The organism is Variovorax sp. RCC_210 (assembly GCF_041355175.1).
Lineage (GTDB): Bacteria > Pseudomonadota > Gammaproteobacteria > Burkholderiales > Burkholderiaceae_C > Variovorax.
The window spans coordinates 261,998-277,792 of sequence record NZ_JBFUPJ010000010.1; the positions used below are offsets into that span (position 1 = coordinate 261,998).

The window sequence follows — 15,795 nt, forward strand, 5'->3', positions numbered from 1 at the left end:
CTTCGGCTGTCTCTGCTTTCGGGTATTCGGGGCTCGGTCAGGGCGCGCAAGGCGCAGCTCGCGCGCCCAGCGCCAGCAGCCGTTCGGCCAGCCGCACGACCGGCGCGTCGACCATCTTTCCGTCGAGGCTGACCACGCCGCCGCCCGATGCGCGAACGGCCTCGACCACGCGGCGCGCCCAGGCCAGTTCGTCGGCGTCCGGGCCCAGCGCGGCATGCACCGGCGCAACCTGGTCCGGGTGAATGCACAACTTGGCGCCGAAGCCGCCGCGCCGGGCGCGCGCGGTGTCGGCGGCCAGCCGCGCGGCGTCGCGCCAGTCGGCGGTCACGCCGTCGATGGGCGCGGCCAACCCGGCGCGGCGCGAGGCGATAAGCAGCGCGAGGCGCACGGGCACCAGCTCGGCCTCGTCGGCGTCGCAGGCCAGGCCCAGGTCGGCCTGGAAATCGAGGTTGCCGAAAGCAAGGCGCAGCACCTGCGGCGCGGCGGCGAGCTCATCGGCCGCGTCCAGCCCCGCCACGGATTCGACCAGCGGCACCAGCACGCCCTTGGCGCCGACGGCCTCGGCAAGCCGCGACAGGTCGCTCGCGCGCTCGGCCTTGGGCAGCACGACACCGGCAACCAGCCCCTGCGCGGCCAGCTCGTCGACCTGCGCGCAGTCGTCGTCGTGCCACGGCGTGCCGGCGGCGTTGATGCGCACCAGCAGGCGCGCACGCTGCTGCGAAGCCAGCGCGGCGAACGACGCCGCGAGCCCCGCGCGCGCCGACGCCTTGCGCTCGGGCGCCACCGCGTCTTCCAGGTCGACGATGACGCCGCCCGCCCCCGTGGCCAGCGCGCGGGCGTGGCGCTCGGGCCGGTCGGCGGGCACGAAGAGAAAGGTGCGAGCGAGCGCGAGTTCAGGTGCGAGTGCAGGCGCGAGTTCGTGCGCGAGTGCAGATGCGGGTGCAGGCGCCCCGCTCATACCGCCTTCGCCTCGCGCAGCGCCGCGATGTCGGCGTCGCTGCGGCCCAGGCCGCGCAGGATGGCGTCGGTGTGCTCGCCCACGGCCGGCACCGGGTCCATGCGGTAGTCGAAGGCGCTCTGGCGCCCGGCCGGCAGCAGCGCCGGAATGTCGCCCGCGGGCGACCCCACCTGCCGCCAGCGGTCGCGCGCCCGCAGCTGCGGGTGCGCCCACAGGCCGGCCATGTCGTTCATGCGCGCATTGGCGATCTGCGCGGTGTCGAGCCGCTGCAGCACCTGCGCCGTGTCGAGCGCCCCGAAGGTCGCCACGATGAGTTCGCGCAGCGCCTCGCGGTGGTCGTTGCGCCGTGCGTTGCTGTCGAAGCGCGCGTCGCTCGCGAGCCCCGGCTGCAGCAGCACCTTCTCGCAGAACAGGCGCCACTCGCGCTCGTTCTGCAGGCCCAGCATCACCGTGCCGCCGTCGCCCGCGGGGAACGGGCCGTAGGGGTAGATGGTGGCGTGCGAGGCGGCGCTGCGCGGCGGCGGCGTGGCGCCTTCGTAGGCGTAGTACATCGGGTAGCCCATCCACTCGGCCAGCGACTCGAGCATCGACACGTCGATGTGCGAGCCCTTGCCCGTCTTGCCGCGCTGCAGCAGCGCGGCCAGGATGCCGGTGTACGCGTACATGCCCGCGGCGATGTCGGCGATGGAGTTGCCCGACTTGCACGGGTCCTCAGGCGTGCCCGTGACCGACAGGAAGCCCGCTTCGCTCTGTATGAGCAGGTCGTAGGCCTTCTTGTCGCGGTACGGGCCGTCGTCGCCGTAGCCCGAGATGTCGCACACGATGAGCCGCGGGTGCTTCGCCTGCAGCGCCTCGGCGCCCAGCCCCATGCGCGCCGCGGCGCCGGGCGCGAGGTTCTGCACCAGCACGTCGGCGTCGGCCAGCAGCGCCTGCAGCACCTCGAGCGCGGCGGGCTGCTTCAGGTCGAGCGTGAGGCTTTCCTTCGAGCGGTTCACCCACACGAAGTGCGAGGCCTCGCCGTTCACGCGCGCGTCGTAGGCACGGGCGAAGTCGCCTGCGCCGGGGCGCTCCACCTTGATCACGCGCGCGCCCAGGTCGGCGAGCTGGCGGGTACAGAACGGCGCGGCAATGGCGTGTTCGAGCGAGACGACGGTGATGCCGTCCAGGGGTCGCGTCATGGGTGTTCTTTCGTCGCTCAGGCCAGCACCGCGGTGGCCTGCATGGTGAGCCAGCCGTCGGCGTCTTCGCCCCACAGGCTGAAGGTCTTGCCATCGGCGCCTGCCTCGGCCGGCTTGCCGTGCACGCGGAACGGCGCGGTGTCGAAGGTCGGGCGCACCGCGCGGAACTCGAAGCGCGCAAGCTGCGCGCCCGGCACGTTGCGCCGCAGCAGGTCGAGCAGCAGCGTCGCGATGAGCGGGCCGTGCACGATCAGCCCCGGATAGCCCTCGACCTGCGTCACGTAGCGGCGGTCGTAGTGGATGCGGTGGCCGTTGAAGGTGAGCGCCGAGTAGCGGAACAGCAGCACGTCGTCGGGCACGATGTCGCGGCTGAAGGCGCCGTCCCCGGGCAAAGGGATGGGCGCGGGCGTGGGCGGCGGTCCGGCTTCGGCCGCCCCGCTCCGTGGGGCGGCGGCGCGGTAGACGATGTCGTGCTCTTCCGTCAGCGCCAGCCCGCGTTCGTTGCGCACCTCGTGGCGCACCAGCACGAACACCAGCTCGCCGGTGCGCCCGGCCTTGTGCGTGACCGAGGCGATGGTCGAGGTGCGCTCCACCCTGTCGCCCACCCGCAGCGGGTTGCCCGGCTCCCACGCGAGCCGCCCGCCGGCCCACATGCGGCGCGGCAGCGGCACGGGCGGCAGGAAGCCGCCGCGCCTGGCGTGGCCGTCCTCGCCGATTTCCGATTGCCGCGCGTGCGGCAGGAAGTAGAGCCAGTGCCACAGCGCGGGCAGCGGCGTGCCGGGTACAGGCGGCGCGTCGTCGCGGTCCAGCGTGGCGGAAAGCGCGCGCACGGGCGCGGCGGTGATGTCGTCGGCCAGCGTTTCGCTGCGGCCCTGCCAGGCTTGCAGCCTGGCGAGCGCGTCGCTGTCGACCAGGGGTCGGGTGGTGTCGTTCATCGGTGTCATTGGAGGCATAGAGGGGTGCATTCAGTCGACCGCGGCGCCAGAGGCCTTGACGATGCGCGCCCACTTGGCGAGGTCGTCATGCAGCAGCGCGGAGAACTGTTCGGGGGTGGTGGGCGCGGCAATCTCCACGCCCTGCTGGTCGAGCTTGTCGCGCAGGTCTTTCGAGGCCAGCGCCTTGCGCGTGGCCTCCTGCAGGGTGGCCAGCACCTCGGGCGGCACGCCGGCGGGGGCGAACAGGCCGATCCACAGCGTGCCGTTGTAGCCGGGCACGGCCTCGGCGATGGTGGGCACGTCGGGCAGCACGGCGGAGCGCTTGTCGCCGCTCACGGCCAGCGCGCGCAGCTTGCCGGCCTTGATGTGCGCCAGCGCCGAGGGCAGGCTCGCGAACACGATCGGCAGCTGGCCGCCCAGCACGTCGTTCAGCGCCGGCGCCACGCCCTTGTACGGCACGTGCTGCAGCGAAATGCCCGCCATGCTGTTGAGCATTTCGCCCAGCAGGTGGTTCAGCGTGCCGTTGCCAGCGGAGGCGTATTGGTAGTTGGCGCCCTTCTGCCGTGCCAGCTTCAGGAACTCGGCGAAGTTCTTCGCCGGGAACGAGGGGTTCACCAGCAGCACGTTGGGCACCGCGCCGACAAGGCCGACCGGTTTGAAGTCCTTCACCGGGTCGAAGCCCGGGTTCTTGTACAGCGCCGGGTTGATGGCCTGGCTGCTGCTGATGGTCATGAGCAGCGTGTAGCCGTCCTTCGGGCCCTTGGCCACCAGCTGCGTGCCGATGTTGCCGCCCGCACCGGGGCGGTTGTCGACCACCACGCTGGCGTTGTGCATCACCTCGCCGAGCTTCTGGCCGACCAGGCGGCCGACGATGTCGTTGGTGCCGCCGGCGGCCTGCGGGACCACGAGGGTCACGGGGCGCGAGGGATAGGTGTCGGCGTGTGCCGGGCCGGTGCAGGCCAGGGTGGCTGCCGCGGCGAACGCAAGCAGTGCGCGTGCGCGAAATCTCATGTGTGGTGTCTCCATGGCCGCATGGTCGTTTGCCCTTCCTGCCCGCGCAATCTGCGAATTCGGAACCCAGCCTTCTGCAATTCCGAAGGCTGGGGCCTTCCCGGCGCCTACCATCGGCCATGCTTTTCGACCTGACCGACCTGCGCCTGTACGTGGCCACCGCCGAGCTCGGCAACCTCACGCGCGCCGCCGAGCGCCAGCACCTGTCGCTGGCCGCGGCCAGCGCGCGCATCAAGGCGCTGGAGGCGCAGGCCGGCCTGCAGCTGCTGCAGCGCGAAGCACGCGGCGTGCGGCTGCTGCCGCCGGGCGAGGCCTTTCTGCACCATGCGCGGCTGGTGCTGCACCAGACCGAGCAGCTGCGCGACGACCTGCTCGAATACGGCGGCGGCCTGCGCGGTCACCTGCGCGTGTTCGCGAACACCACGGCCGTGACCGACTTCCTGCCCGAGATCCTGCCGGGCTTCCTGGCGCGCAACCCGCGCATCAACGTCGACCTTCAGGAAAAACCGAATGCTCAGATTCCGCGCGGTGTGCGCGAAGGGCGCGCCGACATCGGCATCGTCGCGGGCGCGGTCGACACGCTGGGGCTGGAGTCGATCCACTTCAGCACCGACCGGCTGGTGCTGGTCACCGCGCGCAAGCACCGCTTCGCCAAGCGCAGGCGCATCGCGTTCGCCGAGACGCTCGACGAAGACGCCGTCGGCATGCAGCAAGGCAGCACGCTGCAGGCCTTCCTGGCGCAGATCACCGACAACCTGGGCAGGCGGCAGAAGCTGCGCATCCAGCTCGGCAGCTTCGACGCCATGTGCCGGATGATCGGCAGCGGCGTGGGCATCGGGGTGGTACCGGAGTCGGCCGCGCGGCGCAACCAGGAGAGCATGCAGCTCGCGCTCATCGAGCTGGCCGACGCGTGGTGCGTGCGCGAACGGTACCTGCTGGTGCGCAGCCGCGCGGCCTTGCCGGTGTACGCGCAGGCGCTGGTCGACACGCTGTGCAGGCACTACGCCGTGCCGGAAGCCGGGCCTGACACGCCAGCATGAAAAGCGCCTGGGTAGGCCGTTTTTCAGCAGTTGTTATGCAAGTGTGTACAAGCCGGGTTAATCCCCATTTTCTGTGTACAACTTTGGGGGCAACTCAGGCGGAGCTTTGTAAAACGAACGCAAGTGGTTGTTTTATAAAGGGATTCCACACTTTGCCCAAAATTTAAGCGGTGAACAAGTTTCAAGGGCCTGAACACCGTCGAATCAGGTGAAACCCTAGGTTTTGGCCGATTTTTCGATGTCCGAGCCTCGGTCTCGGCCCGAAAACACGGGTTGACCCGTGTAGTCCCCACTTTCTGTGCACAACTTTGGGGACAACTGAGGTGGAGCCTTGTAAAACGAATATAAGTCGTTGTTTTATATGGCTATTCCACACTTTGCTCAATTTTTGAGCGGTGAACAAGATGCAACAGGCCTCACGAGGCTGCGCATCTTTTGTAGTCGAACGACTTACAGCACCAGCTAGTACGGCGGCGCCTTGCGCGCCCGCTGCGCGCGCGCCGCCTCGGTCCACCAGGCCAGGTCGTCCGCGAACCGGCCGAAGGAGCGGTTTAGCGACTCGCCCGCCGGCCCGGTCGGCTTGCCGGCGGCGTCCAGCGTCTGCGAGATGGGCCCGACGGCCAGCGTGCTCGACACCACGACCATGCCCATCTCGGACAGGATCGAATGCCACACCGTGCCCGAGCGCACGCCCGAGAAGCGCCCCGCCGAGTAGCTCGCCACCGCCGCGGGCCGCCAGAACCACTCTTCCAGAAAGTGGTCGGTGAGGTTCTTCAGCCCCGGCTGCGGGCCCCAGTTGTATTCGCCGGTGACGAACACGAAGGCGTCGGCCGTGCGGATCTTCTCGGCCAGCGCTTCCATGGCCGCGGGCGCGGTGCCCTTGGGATATTCCTTGTACATGCGGTCGAGCATGGGCAGGCCGACCGCCTTGGCGTCGATGAACTCGGCGTCGTCGCCACGCGCGCGCAGCCCCTCGACGATGTAGTCGGCCAGCCGCACGCCCATGCGGTCGGAGCGGTACGAACCGTAGAACACCAGGATCTTGTCGCTCATCGTTGCTCCGTGGGGCTGGGGACCGGCGGGGGTGGAACGTGTCGCGCCGCTCGGGGCGCTCGGGCCGCCCGACGCGCTCGCTGCTCAGGAAGGCGTGGCCAGCTTGTCTTGCGTGCGGGTGTCGAAGTCGCTCGCGTCGTGGCGCTCGTGCAGCTGGCTGTCCGGCTGGCCCCAGGTGCGGTTGACCATGCGCCCGCGCTGCACAGCCGGGCGCTGCGCGATCTCGTCGGTCCAGCGCAGCACGTTCTTGTATTCGCCCACCGACAGGAACACGCCCGCCTCGTAGAGCTGCCCCTTGGCCAGCGTGCCGTACCAGGGCCACACGGCCATGTCGGCGATGGTGTATTCGTTGCCCGCCAGGTAGCGGCTCTCGGCCAGGCGGCGGTCGAGCACGTCGAGCTGGCGCTTCACTTCCATGGCGAAACGGTCGATGGCATATTCGATCTTCGTGGGCGCGTAGGCATAGAAGTGGCCGAAGCCGCCGCCCAGGTACGGGGCGCTGCCCATCTGCCAGAACAGCCACGACAGGCATTCGGCGCGGGCCGCGCGTTCGCTCGGCAGGAAGGCACCGAACTTCTCGGCCAGGTACTGAAGGATGGCGCCCGACTCGAACACGCGCACCGGCGCGGGCTCGCCGCGGTCGAGCAGCGCGGGAATCTTGGAGTTCGGGTTCACCGCCACGAAGCCGCTGGTGAACTGGTCGCCCTCGTTGATGCGGATCAGCCAGGCGTCGTACTCGGCGCCGGCGTGGCCCAGCGCCAGCAGTTCTTCGAGCATCACCGTCACTTTCACGCCGTTGGGCGTCGCCAGCGAATAGAGTTGCAGCGGATGCTTTCCCACCGGCAGGTCCTTGTCCTGGGTGGCACCCGCGATCGGGCGATTGATGTTCGCGAAACGCCCGCCGTTGTCCTTGTTCCAGGACCAGACGGTGGGCGGCGTGTAGACGCTATCGGGGGTCGTGCCATTCATGCGATGAGTTCCCAGGGGACAGAGGAGTTCGACAGACGATGATCATTCTCTACGACTGCGCCACAGCGCCGAGTCCGCGCCGCGCGCGCATCCTGCTTGCCGAGAAGGGCATTGCGCACGACACGGTGCAGGTCGACCTCGCCCGTGGTGAGCAACTGGGCGCGGCCTACCGCGAGATCAATCCGCAGTGCACCGTGCCCGCGCTGCGCACCGAAGAAGGCGCGCTGCTGGCCGACAACGCGGCCATTGCGGCCTACCTGGAAGCGCGCTACCCAGAGCCCGCGTTGATGGGCGTCACGCCGCAGGAAAAGGCCGAGGTCGCCAGCTGGAACTGGCGCGTGGAATTCGAGGGGCTGATGGCCATCGCCGAAACGCTGCGCAACAGCTCGCCCGCCATGGCCGACCGGGCGCTGCCGGGGCCGGTGAACTACGCGCAGATTCCCGAGCTCGCGCAGCGCGGGCTGGTGCGGGTGCAGAAGTTCTTCGAGACGCTGAACGAGAGACTGGCCGGGCGGGAGTTTCTCGCCGCCGACCGCTTCAGCCTGGCCGACATAACCGCCGTGGTGGCGGTGGATTTCGCGCGCGTGGTGCGGGTCAAGCCCGGGGAGCAGCACCCCGAGCTCGTGCGCTGGCGCGCGGCGATGGCGCTGCGGCCGTCGATGTCGCGCTGAGCGACAACAACGGCAGCGACCGCAGCGACCGCAGCGACCGCAACGCCAAGGCGATCAGCGTTCGATCGTCAGCGCCACGCCCATGCCGCCGCCGATGCACAGCGAGGCGATGCCCTTCTTGGCGTTCTGGCGCTGCATTTCGTGCAGCAGCGTCACCAGGATGCGGCAGCCCGACGCGCCGATGGGGTGGCCGATGGCGATGGCGCCGCCGTTCACGTTCACCTTGTTCACGTCCCAGCCCATCTCGCGGTTCACGGCGCAGGCCTGCGCGGCGAAGGCTTCGTTGATTTCCAGCAGGTCGAGGTCGGCGGCCTTCCAGCCGGCGCGCTGCAGCGCCTTGGTCGACGCGGGCACCGGGCCCATGCCCATGATGGCCGGGTCGAGGCCGGCGGTGGCGTAGCTGGCGATGCGGCCCAGCGGCTTCAGCCCGAGCGCGGCGGCCTTCTTGGCCGTCATGACCATCACGGCGGCGGCGCCGTCGTTCAGGCCCGAGGCATTGCCCGCGGTCACGCCGCCGGCCTTGTCGAAGGCGGGGCGCAGGCCGGCCAGGCCTTCGGCGCTGGTCTTGCGGTTGATGAACTCGTCCTTGTCGAAGACGACCGGGTCGCCCTTCTTCTGCGGAATGTTCACGGCGACGATCTCGTCCTTGAACTTGCCGGCGTCCTGCGCGGCGGCGGCCTTGGTCTGCGAGCCCAGGGCCAGCTCGTCTTGCGCGGCGCGGTCGATGCCGAACTTCTTGGCCACGTTCTCGGCGGTGATGCCCATGTGGTACTGGTTGTAGACGTCCCACAGGCCGTCCACGATCATGGTGTCGACCAGCTTCCAGTCGCCCATGCGCTGGCCGTTGCGCGAGTTGGGCAGCACGTGGGGCGCCATGCTCATGTTTTCCTGGCCGCCGGCAATGACGATCTCGCTGTCGCCCGTGGCCACGGCCTGGGCCGCCAGCATCACGGCCTTCAGGCCCGAGCCGCACACGGCGTTGATGGTGAGCGCCGGCGTTTCCTTGGTGCCGCCGCCCTTCAGCCACGCCTGGCGCGCGGGGTTCTGGCCGGCACCGGCCGCCAGCACCTGGCCCATGATGGCCTCGCCGACCTGGTCGGCCGTGAGGTTGGCACGCGCAATCACTTCCTTGATGACGATGGCGCCCAGCTCGGTGGCCGCGATGCCGGCGAGCGAGCCGCCGAACTTGCCGACCGCCGTGCGTGCTGCCGAAACGATGACGATGTCTTCCATGAGGTTCTCCGTTGAAGTGATTTGAAATCCGTTGCGCCCTGGCGCGCCGCCGTCAGGCCCTGGCCTTGACGTAGCGGCCGGGGGCCGGCTCGATGGCCTTGTAGGCCTTGCCGTTGCCATAGTCCTTGGGCGCCGCGACCTGCTTGCCCGCGTGGCCCTTGAGCCATTGTGCCCAGTCGGTCCACCAGCTGCCGGGGTGCTCCTTCGCGCCGGCGAGCCATTCGACCTGGGTCTTGGGGAACTTGCCGTCGTCGCGCGTCCAGTGGCTGCGCTTGTTCTTGGCCGGCGGGTTGATCACCCCGGCGATGTGGCCCGACGCGCCCATGACGAAGCGCTTCTTGCCCGGCAGCAGCTGCGTGGACGCGTAGGCGCCGCCGATGGGCACGATGTGGTCTTCGCGCGAGCCGTAGATGTAGGCCGGAATGTCGATGCTGCCCAGGTCGAGCTTCTCGCCGCACACGGTGAGCGCGTTGGGCTTGGCCAGCTTGTTCTCGTGATAGGTGTTGCGCAGGTACCAGGCGTAGAACGGGCCCGGCAGGTTGGTAGCGTCGCTGTTCCAGTACAGCAGGTCGAATGGCGGCGGGGTCTCGCCCTTCAGGTAGTTGCCGACCACGTAGTTCCACACCAGGTCGTTGGGCCGCAGGAAGCTGAAGGTCGAGGCCAGGTCGCCGCCGGGCAGCAGGCCGCCCTTGCCGAGCTGCATCTCGCGGTAGGCCACCATGGGCTCGTCCACGAAGATGTCGAGGATGCCGGTGTCGCTGAAGTCGAGAAAGGTGGTCAGCAGCGTGACCGACGCGGCCGGCTGCTCGCCGCGCGCCGCGAGCACGGCCAGCGCGGTGCTCAGGATGGTGCCGCCCACGCAGAAGCCCAGCGTGTTGATCTGCCCGGACTTGTTGGTCGGCGCCGTGATGTCCTGCACCGTGTGGATCGCCTGGATGGCGGCGTTCTCGATGTAGTCGTCCCAGGTGGCTTTTTCCATCGACGCATCGGGGTTGCGCCAGCTCACCACGAACACGCGGTGGCCCTGCTCGTTCGCATAGCGAATGAGCGAGTTCTCGGGCTGCAGGTCGAGGATGTAGAACTTGTTGATGCAAGGCGGCACCAGCAGGAACGGCCGCTCGTACACCTTGGCGGTGAGCGGCTTGTATTCGAGCAGCTGGAAGTAGTCGTTCTCGAACACCACCGCGCCCTCGGTGGTGGCCACATTGCGGCCCACCTCGAAGGCGCTTTCATCGGTCATGCTGACGTGGCCCTGCTTCATGTCGTGCAGCAGGTTCTGGATGCCCTTGGCAATGCTCTCGCCCTGCGTGTCGATGGCCTTCTTCTGGGCTTCCACGTTGAAGGCGAGCGAGTTGCTGGGCGACGAAGCGGCCATCCATTGCTCGACCGCGAAGCGCAGGCGCGCCCGGGTCTTCTCGTCGGCGTCGATGGCCTCGGCCATGCTGAGCAGCGTGCGCCCGTTGAGCAGGTAGACCGCGGCCGAGAAAGCCGACAGCGGGTTGCTGCCCCACGCATCTGCCGCGAAGCGCTTGTCGCCCTCGGGCCTGGCGTTGAAGCCCTGGCCCCACAGCGCGGTGGCCTCGGCCAGATACTGCTGCTGGATGGACTGGAGCTTTTCGGGCGCGATGGAGAACTTGGGCAGCTCGGGCAGCTTCATGCCGCCGGGCAGCCCATGCATTGACGGCATCTGGGGCAGTTGCCACAGCGGCGTGCCACCCGGCTCGAAGGCCGAAGCCCCTTGCGCGGCGGACTGCTGGAACGACGCCAGCGCCTTGCTCCATCCCTCGGAAAGTGCCTGCTGAAAGGGCGCGAACGCATCGGCCCCCGTGGGTTGCTTCATCATGTCTCCTGGTCCTCGCCTGAATCGGTACGGATGGCTTGCGTGTTTTGAGTATCCTGCATTCACAAGGCACCTACAACGCATTCCCCGGCCCTTTCCTGCCGTTCATTTACCAACTGAAACTCCGAGTGTTCATCCACCTCATCGTCATCGGCTGGTTGTACGTCGTCGTCATGATGGCCGTGGCCGAAGCCACCAACACCAATGGCACGGTGCTGGGCGCCATCTTCACATTTCTTTTGTACGGATTGGGCCCGGTGGCACTGGTGGTTTACCTGATGGGCAGCCCGGGACGCCGGCGCGCCATCAAGCAGCGCGAGGCCGAGGCGCAGGAAGCCGCCCGGCGCAAGGCGGCAGAGGCAGCAGAAGCGGCCAATGCACCGGCCGCACTGAAACCCGCGGACTCAGGCCTTCCAGACCAGCGCGGCGAAGCGCCCGCTGACGCCGTCGCGCCGGTGCGAAAAGAACCGTGACGGGTTGCCGACGGTGCACCACGTGTCGCTGCCGTCGTTGCCATGAATCGACGAGACGCCCGCCGTGCGCAGCCGCTGGCGCGCCAGTGCGGGCAGGTCGGCCAGCCACTTGCCCGCGGTGGGGGGGCTGCCCGGGGCAGCGCGAAAGCACGATGCGGCTTCGGGCGCATGCGCCTCGAAGGCCGCCTTGACCTCGGCGCCCACCTCGAAGGCCTTAGGGCCGATGCAGGGCCCCACCCATGCGATGACCCCGGCGGCGCCCGCGTCCCCGAAGGACTTCAGCGTCTGCTCCAGCACCCCGCCTGCCAGCCCACGCCAGCCGGCGTGCGCGGCGGCCACGCGGCGGCCGGCCGCGTCGGTGAACAGCACGGGCAGGCAGTCGGCCACCATGATCGTGCAGGCCAGGCCTGCGGTGGTGGCCGTGCAGGCATCGGCGGCGGTGCCGTCGCTGATCACGTCCTGCGCCGCATCGAGCGCCACCACGCCGGTGCCGTGCACCTGCTGCAGGAACACCGGCTGGGCGCCGACGGCTTCGCACAACAGCGCCCGGTTGCGCGCCACGTGCGCGGGCTCGTCGCCCACGTGGTCGCCGAGGTTCAGGCTGTCATAGCGGCCCAGCGACACCCCCCCGTGGCGCGTGGTGCACACGGCGCGCACGTTCGCCGGCGCGGGCCAGTCGGGCACCAGCCAATGCGCGTCCATCGCCTTCACCCTGCTCAGGCTTCCGCGTCGGGCGACTGCGAAGGCTGCGCGCGCTGGAAGGCGTCGAGTTCCATGCAGGCCTCGAAGGCGGCCATGCTGCGCGGCAGGCCGCTGAAGTCGCAGTCGAAGCGGCGGCCGTTGAACACCTGGGGCACCAGGCAGCAGTCGGCCAGCGTGGGCGTGTTGCCGTAGCAGAAGGTGCCGCCGGGGTGCTGCGCCAGCTGGCGCTCGAAGGCCAGCATGCCGTCGCGCACCCAGTGGCGGTACCAGGCGTTCTTGGCCTCGTCGTCGAGCTTCAGGTCCTTCACCAGGTACTTGAGCACGCGCAGGTTGTTCAGCGGATGGATCTCGCAGGCAATGGACTGCGCCAGCGCGCGCACATGGGCGCGGCCCACCGGGTCGCTCGGCAGCAGCGGCGGCTCGGGGTGCGTCTCGTCGAGGTATTCCATGATGGCCAGCGACTGCGAGAAGCGCTCGCCCTCGTCTTCCAGCAGCGGCACCAGCATGTCGGCCGAGAGCGCCGAGTAAGGGCCGGTGCGGTGCTCGCCGCGCGCGATGTGCACGGGAACGTACTCGTAGTCGAGCCCCTTCAGGTTGAGCGCGATGCGCACGCGGAACGAGGAGGAGGAGCGGAAATAGTTATGCAGCTTCATGATTTTTCCAAGGATAGCGCCGTCGCGCGCCGGCTTCGGCAAGGGGTTTCAGCAGGTGTTGCTACTGGTTTTTCAGGACCGCGGCGCGGCCTCCAGCACGCGGCGGAAGCCGTCCAGCTCGGCCTCCGGCGCCGCGGCCGCCCGCCATTCGTCGAGCACGCGGCGCGCGGCCGCCTCCTCGCGCGCGGCGATGCCCAGGCGCCACGGCCCGAGCGCACCGGGCGCCTCGCCGGCCCCGTGGTTGTGCTTGCCCTCGCCGAAGGGGCGCCCTTCGGAGCAGGCGCGGCACAGCACTTCCATGCTGTCGGTCCAGTTCTCGGCGAAGGCGTCCACCGCCTTGAAGCGCTCGACCAGCGCCTCGATGTCCTGCGCGCTTGCGCCTTCCACCGACACCTCGTAGGTCGCGTAGGCCGAGGGCGCGATCAGCTCCAGCGCGTCGAACACCGGCACCTCGCGCTCGCCGCGCAGGCGGTAGCCGTTGGCCGCGCCGTCGTGCAGCACCAGGTCGCCGTAGCGGTGGCCGCAGGCCGGCGTGGGCACGTTGCGCAAGATGGCGCGCGCCGGGTCGATGCGGTCGGCCCAGACCACCTCGGTGCCCTCATCGCCATGCACGCGAATGGGCGTGAGGCCGACGAAGTAGTCGACGGGCCCCTCCCCGTCGGGAATGCCGATGCCGTATTGCCGCCAGGCGCGCCGCGCCGTGGCCCAGTCGCCCAGCGCGGTGGCCGCGATGCCCAGGTTCCACAGCGCGCCTTCGTTGCCCGGCTCGCACTGCACGGCGCGGGCGTTGGCCTGCAGCGAGGCGGCCCAGTCGCCGCGGTACTTGTGGATGAGGCCGGCGTTGTACCAGGGCGCGGCCCAGTGCGGGTGCACGGCGCTGGCCTGGGCGTAGGCCTGGAGGGCGCCGTCCTGGTCGCCTTCATCGTCGCGCTGGCGACCGAGTTCGTTGAGGGCGTTGGCTTTGCCGGCTTTGCCGATTCGAAGGGGCATGGTGAAACGGGGAATTACGAAGGACAGCGGAAAACACGAAGGCCCGATATTGTGAGCGCCCCGGCCATGCCGGCAGTTGCTCTCACCCCCGCGGGCAACCGGCGCGGGCCTCTGGCACACTGCCGGCTTCCCCTTAGGTTTAGCTGAAAAAGGACACGTCGCCATGGCTTCCGAGTTTGTCTTCGCCCCGCCCGCCACCGTTTCGGTTCCCGTGGCCGGCCAGCCCGCCCGCTTTCCGGTGCACCGCATCTACTGCGTGGGCCGCAACTACGAAGATCACGCCAAGGAAATGGGCTTCACCGGCCGCGAGCCGCCCTTCTTCTTCATGAAGCCGGCCGACGCGCTGGTGGTGGTCGATGCCGGCCAGACCGGCACCATGGCCTACCCCACGCTCACCAAGAACCTGCACCACGAGATCGAGCTCGTCGTGGCCATCGGCACCGGCGGCAAGAACATCAAAGCGGCAGACGCGCACAAGCACGTGTACGGCTACGCGGTCGGCCTGGACATGACGCGCCGCGACCTGCAGAACGACATGAAGAAGCAGGGCCGCCCCTGGGACATCGGCAAGAGCTTCGAGCAGAGCGCGCCCATCGGCCCCATCGTTCCCGTGGCGCAAGCCGGCGAGGCCGAAAAGGCCGAAATCTCGGTGCAGGTGAACGGCACCGACCGCCAGCGCAGCAACGTGAGCAAGCTGATCTGGAACGTGGCCGAAACCATCGAGCACCTGTCGGCCGCCTGGGAGCTGCAGCCCGGCGACCTGATCTTCACCGGCACGCCCGAAGGCGTGGCCGCGGTGGTGGCGGGCGACACGCTGGTGGGCGAGGTCGCGGGCCTGCCCACGCTGACCGTCAAGATCGTCTGAAGACGGCGGCCGGTTCCATGCTCCTGCGCGTACCCATCAAGCATTGCAAGAACTGCGGCACCGCGGTGGTCTACCGCGTGCCGGACGACGGCGACACCAAGCAGCGCGCCGTCTGCCCGGCCTGCCACACCATCCACTACGAGAACCCGCTGAACGTGGTCGGCACCATTCCCGTGCTGGGCGAGAAGGTGTTGCTGTGCAAGCGCAACATCGAGCCGCGCTGGGGCAAGTGGACTCTGCCGGCCGGCTTCATGGAGCTCGAGGAAAGCACCGCCCAGGGCGCGGCCCGCGAGACCGACGAAGAGGCCGGCGCCCACTACGAAATGGAGGGGCTCTTCTCCGTCATCAGCGTGGTGCGCGTGGGCCAGGTGCACCTGTTCTACCGGGCGCGGCTGCTCGACGACAAGTTCGACCCCGGCCACGAGACCATCGAGGCGAAGCTGTTTACGGAAGAAGAAATTCCCTGGGACGAGATCGCCTTTCGCACGGTGCGCGAAACCCTCGAGCGCTATTTCGAGGACCGCCGCCGCGGCAGCTTCGACCGCGTGCACGCCTTCGACATCATCTGATCGCTTCTTGATCGCCTTCTTCCACCCTCCTCCTTCCACATGACACACCGCTCCCCACTGCTTCGCGCCCTCCTCGGCTTCGGCTTTGCCCTGGCCGCCACGGCGCAGGCGGAAACGGTGGGCGACGTCGACACCGCGTTCAAGCTCATCGGCCCCGACCACAAGATCGTGGTCGAGGCCTACGACGACCCCAAGGTCACGGGCGTGACCTGCTATGTGTCGCGCGCCAAGACCGGCGGCATCAAGGGCGCGGTCGGGCTGGCCGAGGACAAGGCCGAGGCCTCCATCGCCTGCCGCCAGGTCGGCCCGGTGACCGTCACGCAGCCGCTGCCCAAGCGCGAGGAGGTGTACAGCGAGCGGCTGTCGATCCTGTTCAAGCGCCTGCGCGTGGTGCGCATGGTCGATGCCAAGCGCAACACGCTGGTCTACCTGACCTACTCCGACCTGCTGATCGACGGCTCGCCCAAGAACAGCATCACCGCGGTGCCCATCGACCGCGGCACGCCGATTCCGCTCAAGTAGCGCCAGAGCCGGCGGCGTCCGAGCCCGAACCCGAGCCCCAAACCGGCAGCGACGGCGGCGCGCCACGGCCCGCCGCTTCAATCACCCCTTCGCCGCCGGTTTCTCTCGCTTTGTAAGCCGTCGCGTTGGTTTG

17 protein-coding genes are annotated in these 15,795 nt (G+C 69.0%); 6 read left to right on the forward strand and 11 right to left on the reverse strand.

Annotated features, from left to right (window positions below; all coding sequences use genetic code 11):
- Positions 1–37 precede the first annotated feature (37 nt).
- Genes AB6807_RS26020 through AB6807_RS26035 form a run of 4 tightly spaced genes read right to left on the reverse strand, consistent with a single transcriptional unit; the run spans position 38 to position 4,082 of the window.
- Positions 38–958 carry a CoA ester lyase gene (locus AB6807_RS26020; RefSeq protein ID WP_371086804.1) on the reverse strand — a complete coding sequence of 307 codons (921 nt, stop codon included), beginning with the start codon at positions 956–958 and terminating at the stop codon, positions 38–40.
- Positions 955–2,136, reverse strand: a complete 1,182-nt coding sequence (locus tag AB6807_RS26025) for a CaiB/BaiF CoA transferase family protein (RefSeq protein WP_371086805.1) — start codon at positions 2,134–2,136, stop codon at positions 955–957. Before AB6807_RS26025 ends, AB6807_RS26020 begins: the two co-directional genes overlap by 4 nt.
- Before the next feature lie 17 nt (positions 2,137–2,153).
- On the reverse strand, positions 2,154–3,071 hold the full coding sequence (locus AB6807_RS26030) for a MaoC family dehydratase N-terminal domain-containing protein (protein WP_371086806.1): 918 nt from the start codon (positions 3,069–3,071) through the stop codon (positions 2,154–2,156).
- Positions 3,072–3,101: 30 nt separating this feature from the next.
- On the reverse strand, positions 3,102–4,082 hold the full coding sequence (locus tag AB6807_RS26035) for a tripartite tricarboxylate transporter substrate binding protein (RefSeq protein WP_371086807.1): 981 nt from the start codon (positions 4,080–4,082) through the stop codon (positions 3,102–3,104).
- 119 nt (positions 4,083–4,201) lie between these two features.
- Between AB6807_RS26035 and AB6807_RS26040 the strand changes: the two genes are divergently transcribed.
- Positions 4,202–5,122, forward strand: coding sequence for a LysR family transcriptional regulator (locus AB6807_RS26040; protein ID WP_371086808.1), 921 nt, complete (start codon positions 4,202–4,204; stop codon positions 5,120–5,122).
- A 462-nt stretch (positions 5,123–5,584) separates the two neighbouring features.
- On the opposite strand, the gene AB6807_RS26045 is transcribed toward AB6807_RS26040, so the two are convergent.
- Positions 5,585–6,175: an NADPH-dependent FMN reductase gene (locus tag AB6807_RS26045; protein ID WP_371086809.1), complete on the reverse strand. Its 591-nt coding sequence runs from the start codon at positions 6,173–6,175 to the stop codon at positions 5,585–5,587.
- 84 nt (positions 6,176–6,259) lie between these two features.
- Positions 6,260–7,144 carry a glutathione-dependent disulfide-bond oxidoreductase gene (gene yghU, locus AB6807_RS26050; protein ID WP_371086810.1) on the reverse strand — a complete coding sequence of 295 codons (885 nt, stop codon included), beginning with the start codon at positions 7,142–7,144 and terminating at the stop codon, positions 6,260–6,262.
- A 38-nt stretch (positions 7,145–7,182) separates the two neighbouring features.
- Here yghU and AB6807_RS26055 point away from each other — a divergent pair, with 38 nt between their 5' ends.
- Positions 7,183–7,815 carry a glutathione S-transferase family protein gene (locus AB6807_RS26055; protein ID WP_116907159.1) on the forward strand — a complete coding sequence of 211 codons (633 nt, stop codon included), beginning with the start codon at positions 7,183–7,185 and terminating at the stop codon, positions 7,813–7,815.
- A gap of 54 nt (positions 7,816–7,869) precedes the next feature.
- On the opposite strand, the gene AB6807_RS26060 is transcribed toward AB6807_RS26055, so the two are convergent.
- Together AB6807_RS26060 and phaC are read right to left on the reverse strand one after the other, a co-directional pair.
- Positions 7,870–9,048, reverse strand: coding sequence for an acetyl-CoA C-acetyltransferase (locus AB6807_RS26060; RefSeq protein ID WP_116907158.1), 1,179 nt, complete (start codon positions 9,046–9,048; stop codon positions 7,870–7,872).
- Positions 9,049–9,100: 52 nt separating this feature from the next.
- Positions 9,101–10,891 carry a class I poly(R)-hydroxyalkanoic acid synthase gene (gene phaC, locus AB6807_RS26065; protein WP_371086811.1) on the reverse strand — a complete coding sequence of 597 codons (1,791 nt, stop codon included), beginning with the start codon at positions 10,889–10,891 and terminating at the stop codon, positions 9,101–9,103.
- A 125-nt stretch (positions 10,892–11,016) separates the two neighbouring features.
- On the opposite strand from phaC, the gene AB6807_RS26070 reads away from it, so the two are divergent.
- A complete protein-coding gene (locus AB6807_RS26070) occupies positions 11,017–11,361 on the forward strand; it encodes a hypothetical protein (RefSeq protein ID WP_371086841.1) in 345 nt (114 codons plus the stop codon).
- Here AB6807_RS26070 and pgeF read toward each other — a convergent pair.
- From pgeF to AB6807_RS26085, 3 genes are all read right to left on the reverse strand, one after another.
- Positions 11,293–12,063: a peptidoglycan editing factor PgeF gene (gene pgeF, locus AB6807_RS26075; RefSeq protein ID WP_371086812.1), complete on the reverse strand. Its 771-nt coding sequence runs from the start codon at positions 12,061–12,063 to the stop codon at positions 11,293–11,295. The genes AB6807_RS26070 and pgeF overlap by 69 nt on opposite strands.
- A 14-nt stretch (positions 12,064–12,077) precedes the next feature.
- Positions 12,078–12,716 carry a maleylacetoacetate isomerase gene (maiA, locus tag AB6807_RS26080; RefSeq protein ID WP_116907155.1) on the reverse strand — a complete coding sequence of 213 codons (639 nt, stop codon included), beginning with the start codon at positions 12,714–12,716 and terminating at the stop codon, positions 12,078–12,080.
- A 72-nt stretch (positions 12,717–12,788) separates the two neighbouring features.
- Positions 12,789–13,706, reverse strand: a complete 918-nt coding sequence (locus AB6807_RS26085; protein WP_371086813.1) for a tetratricopeptide repeat protein — start codon at positions 13,704–13,706, stop codon at positions 12,789–12,791.
- A 163-nt stretch (positions 13,707–13,869) separates the two neighbouring features.
- On the opposite strand from AB6807_RS26085, the gene AB6807_RS26090 reads away from it, so the two are divergent.
- Genes AB6807_RS26090 through AB6807_RS26100 form a run of 3 tightly spaced genes read left to right on the forward strand, consistent with a single transcriptional unit; the run spans position 13,870 to position 15,662 of the window.
- Positions 13,870–14,571 carry a fumarylacetoacetate hydrolase family protein gene (locus AB6807_RS26090; RefSeq protein WP_371086814.1) on the forward strand — a complete coding sequence of 234 codons (702 nt, stop codon included), beginning with the start codon at positions 13,870–13,872 and terminating at the stop codon, positions 14,569–14,571.
- A gap of 17 nt (positions 14,572–14,588) precedes the next feature.
- A complete protein-coding gene (locus AB6807_RS26095; RefSeq protein ID WP_371086815.1) occupies positions 14,589–15,140 on the forward strand; it encodes an NUDIX hydrolase in 552 nt (183 codons plus the stop codon).
- A 39-nt stretch (positions 15,141–15,179) separates the two neighbouring features.
- A complete protein-coding gene (locus tag AB6807_RS26100) occupies positions 15,180–15,662 on the forward strand; it encodes a CreA family protein (RefSeq protein WP_116907151.1) in 483 nt (160 codons plus the stop codon).
- The last annotated feature ends 133 nt before the right edge of the window (positions 15,663–15,795 follow it).

Excerpts from the sequence above, each read along its gene's own strand:
- maiA (WP_116907155.1), bottom strand. The coding sequence starts at position 12,716 with ATGAAGCTGCATAACTATTTCCGCTCCTCCTCCTCGTTCCGCGTGCGC.
- AB6807_RS26085 (WP_371086813.1), bottom strand. The coding sequence starts at position 13,706 with ATGCCCCTTCGAATCGGCAAAGCCGGCAAAGCCAACGCCCTCAACGAA.
- AB6807_RS26035 (WP_371086807.1), bottom strand. The coding sequence starts at position 4,082 with ATGAGATTTCGCGCACGCGCACTGCTTGCGTTCGCCGCGGCAGCCACC.
- AB6807_RS26055 (WP_116907159.1), top strand. The coding sequence starts at position 7,183 with ATGATCATTCTCTACGACTGCGCCACAGCGCCGAGTCCGCGCCGCGCG.
- AB6807_RS26095 (WP_371086815.1), top strand. The coding sequence starts at position 14,589 with ATGCTCCTGCGCGTACCCATCAAGCATTGCAAGAACTGCGGCACCGCG.
- phaC (WP_371086811.1), bottom strand. The coding sequence starts at position 10,891 with ATGATGAAGCAACCCACGGGGGCCGATGCGTTCGCGCCCTTTCAGCAG.
- AB6807_RS26045 (WP_371086809.1), bottom strand. The coding sequence starts at position 6,175 with ATGAGCGACAAGATCCTGGTGTTCTACGGTTCGTACCGCTCCGACCGC.
- pgeF (WP_371086812.1), bottom strand. The coding sequence starts at position 12,063 with ATGGACGCGCATTGGCTGGTGCCCGACTGGCCCGCGCCGGCGAACGTG.
- AB6807_RS26040 (WP_371086808.1), top strand. The coding sequence starts at position 4,202 with ATGCTTTTCGACCTGACCGACCTGCGCCTGTACGTGGCCACCGCCGAG.
- AB6807_RS26090 (WP_371086814.1), top strand. The coding sequence starts at position 13,870 with ATGGCTTCCGAGTTTGTCTTCGCCCCGCCCGCCACCGTTTCGGTTCCC.
- AB6807_RS26100 (WP_116907151.1), top strand. The coding sequence starts at position 15,180 with ATGACACACCGCTCCCCACTGCTTCGCGCCCTCCTCGGCTTCGGCTTT.
- AB6807_RS26030 (WP_371086806.1), bottom strand. The coding sequence starts at position 3,071 with ATGAACGACACCACCCGACCCCTGGTCGACAGCGACGCGCTCGCCAGG.
- yghU (WP_371086810.1), bottom strand. The coding sequence starts at position 7,144 with ATGAATGGCACGACCCCCGATAGCGTCTACACGCCGCCCACCGTCTGG.
- AB6807_RS26020 (WP_371086804.1), bottom strand. The coding sequence starts at position 958 with ATGAGCGGGGCGCCTGCACCCGCATCTGCACTCGCGCACGAACTCGCG.
- AB6807_RS26025 (WP_371086805.1), bottom strand. The coding sequence starts at position 2,136 with ATGACGCGACCCCTGGACGGCATCACCGTCGTCTCGCTCGAACACGCC.
- AB6807_RS26060 (WP_116907158.1), bottom strand. The coding sequence starts at position 9,048 with ATGGAAGACATCGTCATCGTTTCGGCAGCACGCACGGCGGTCGGCAAG.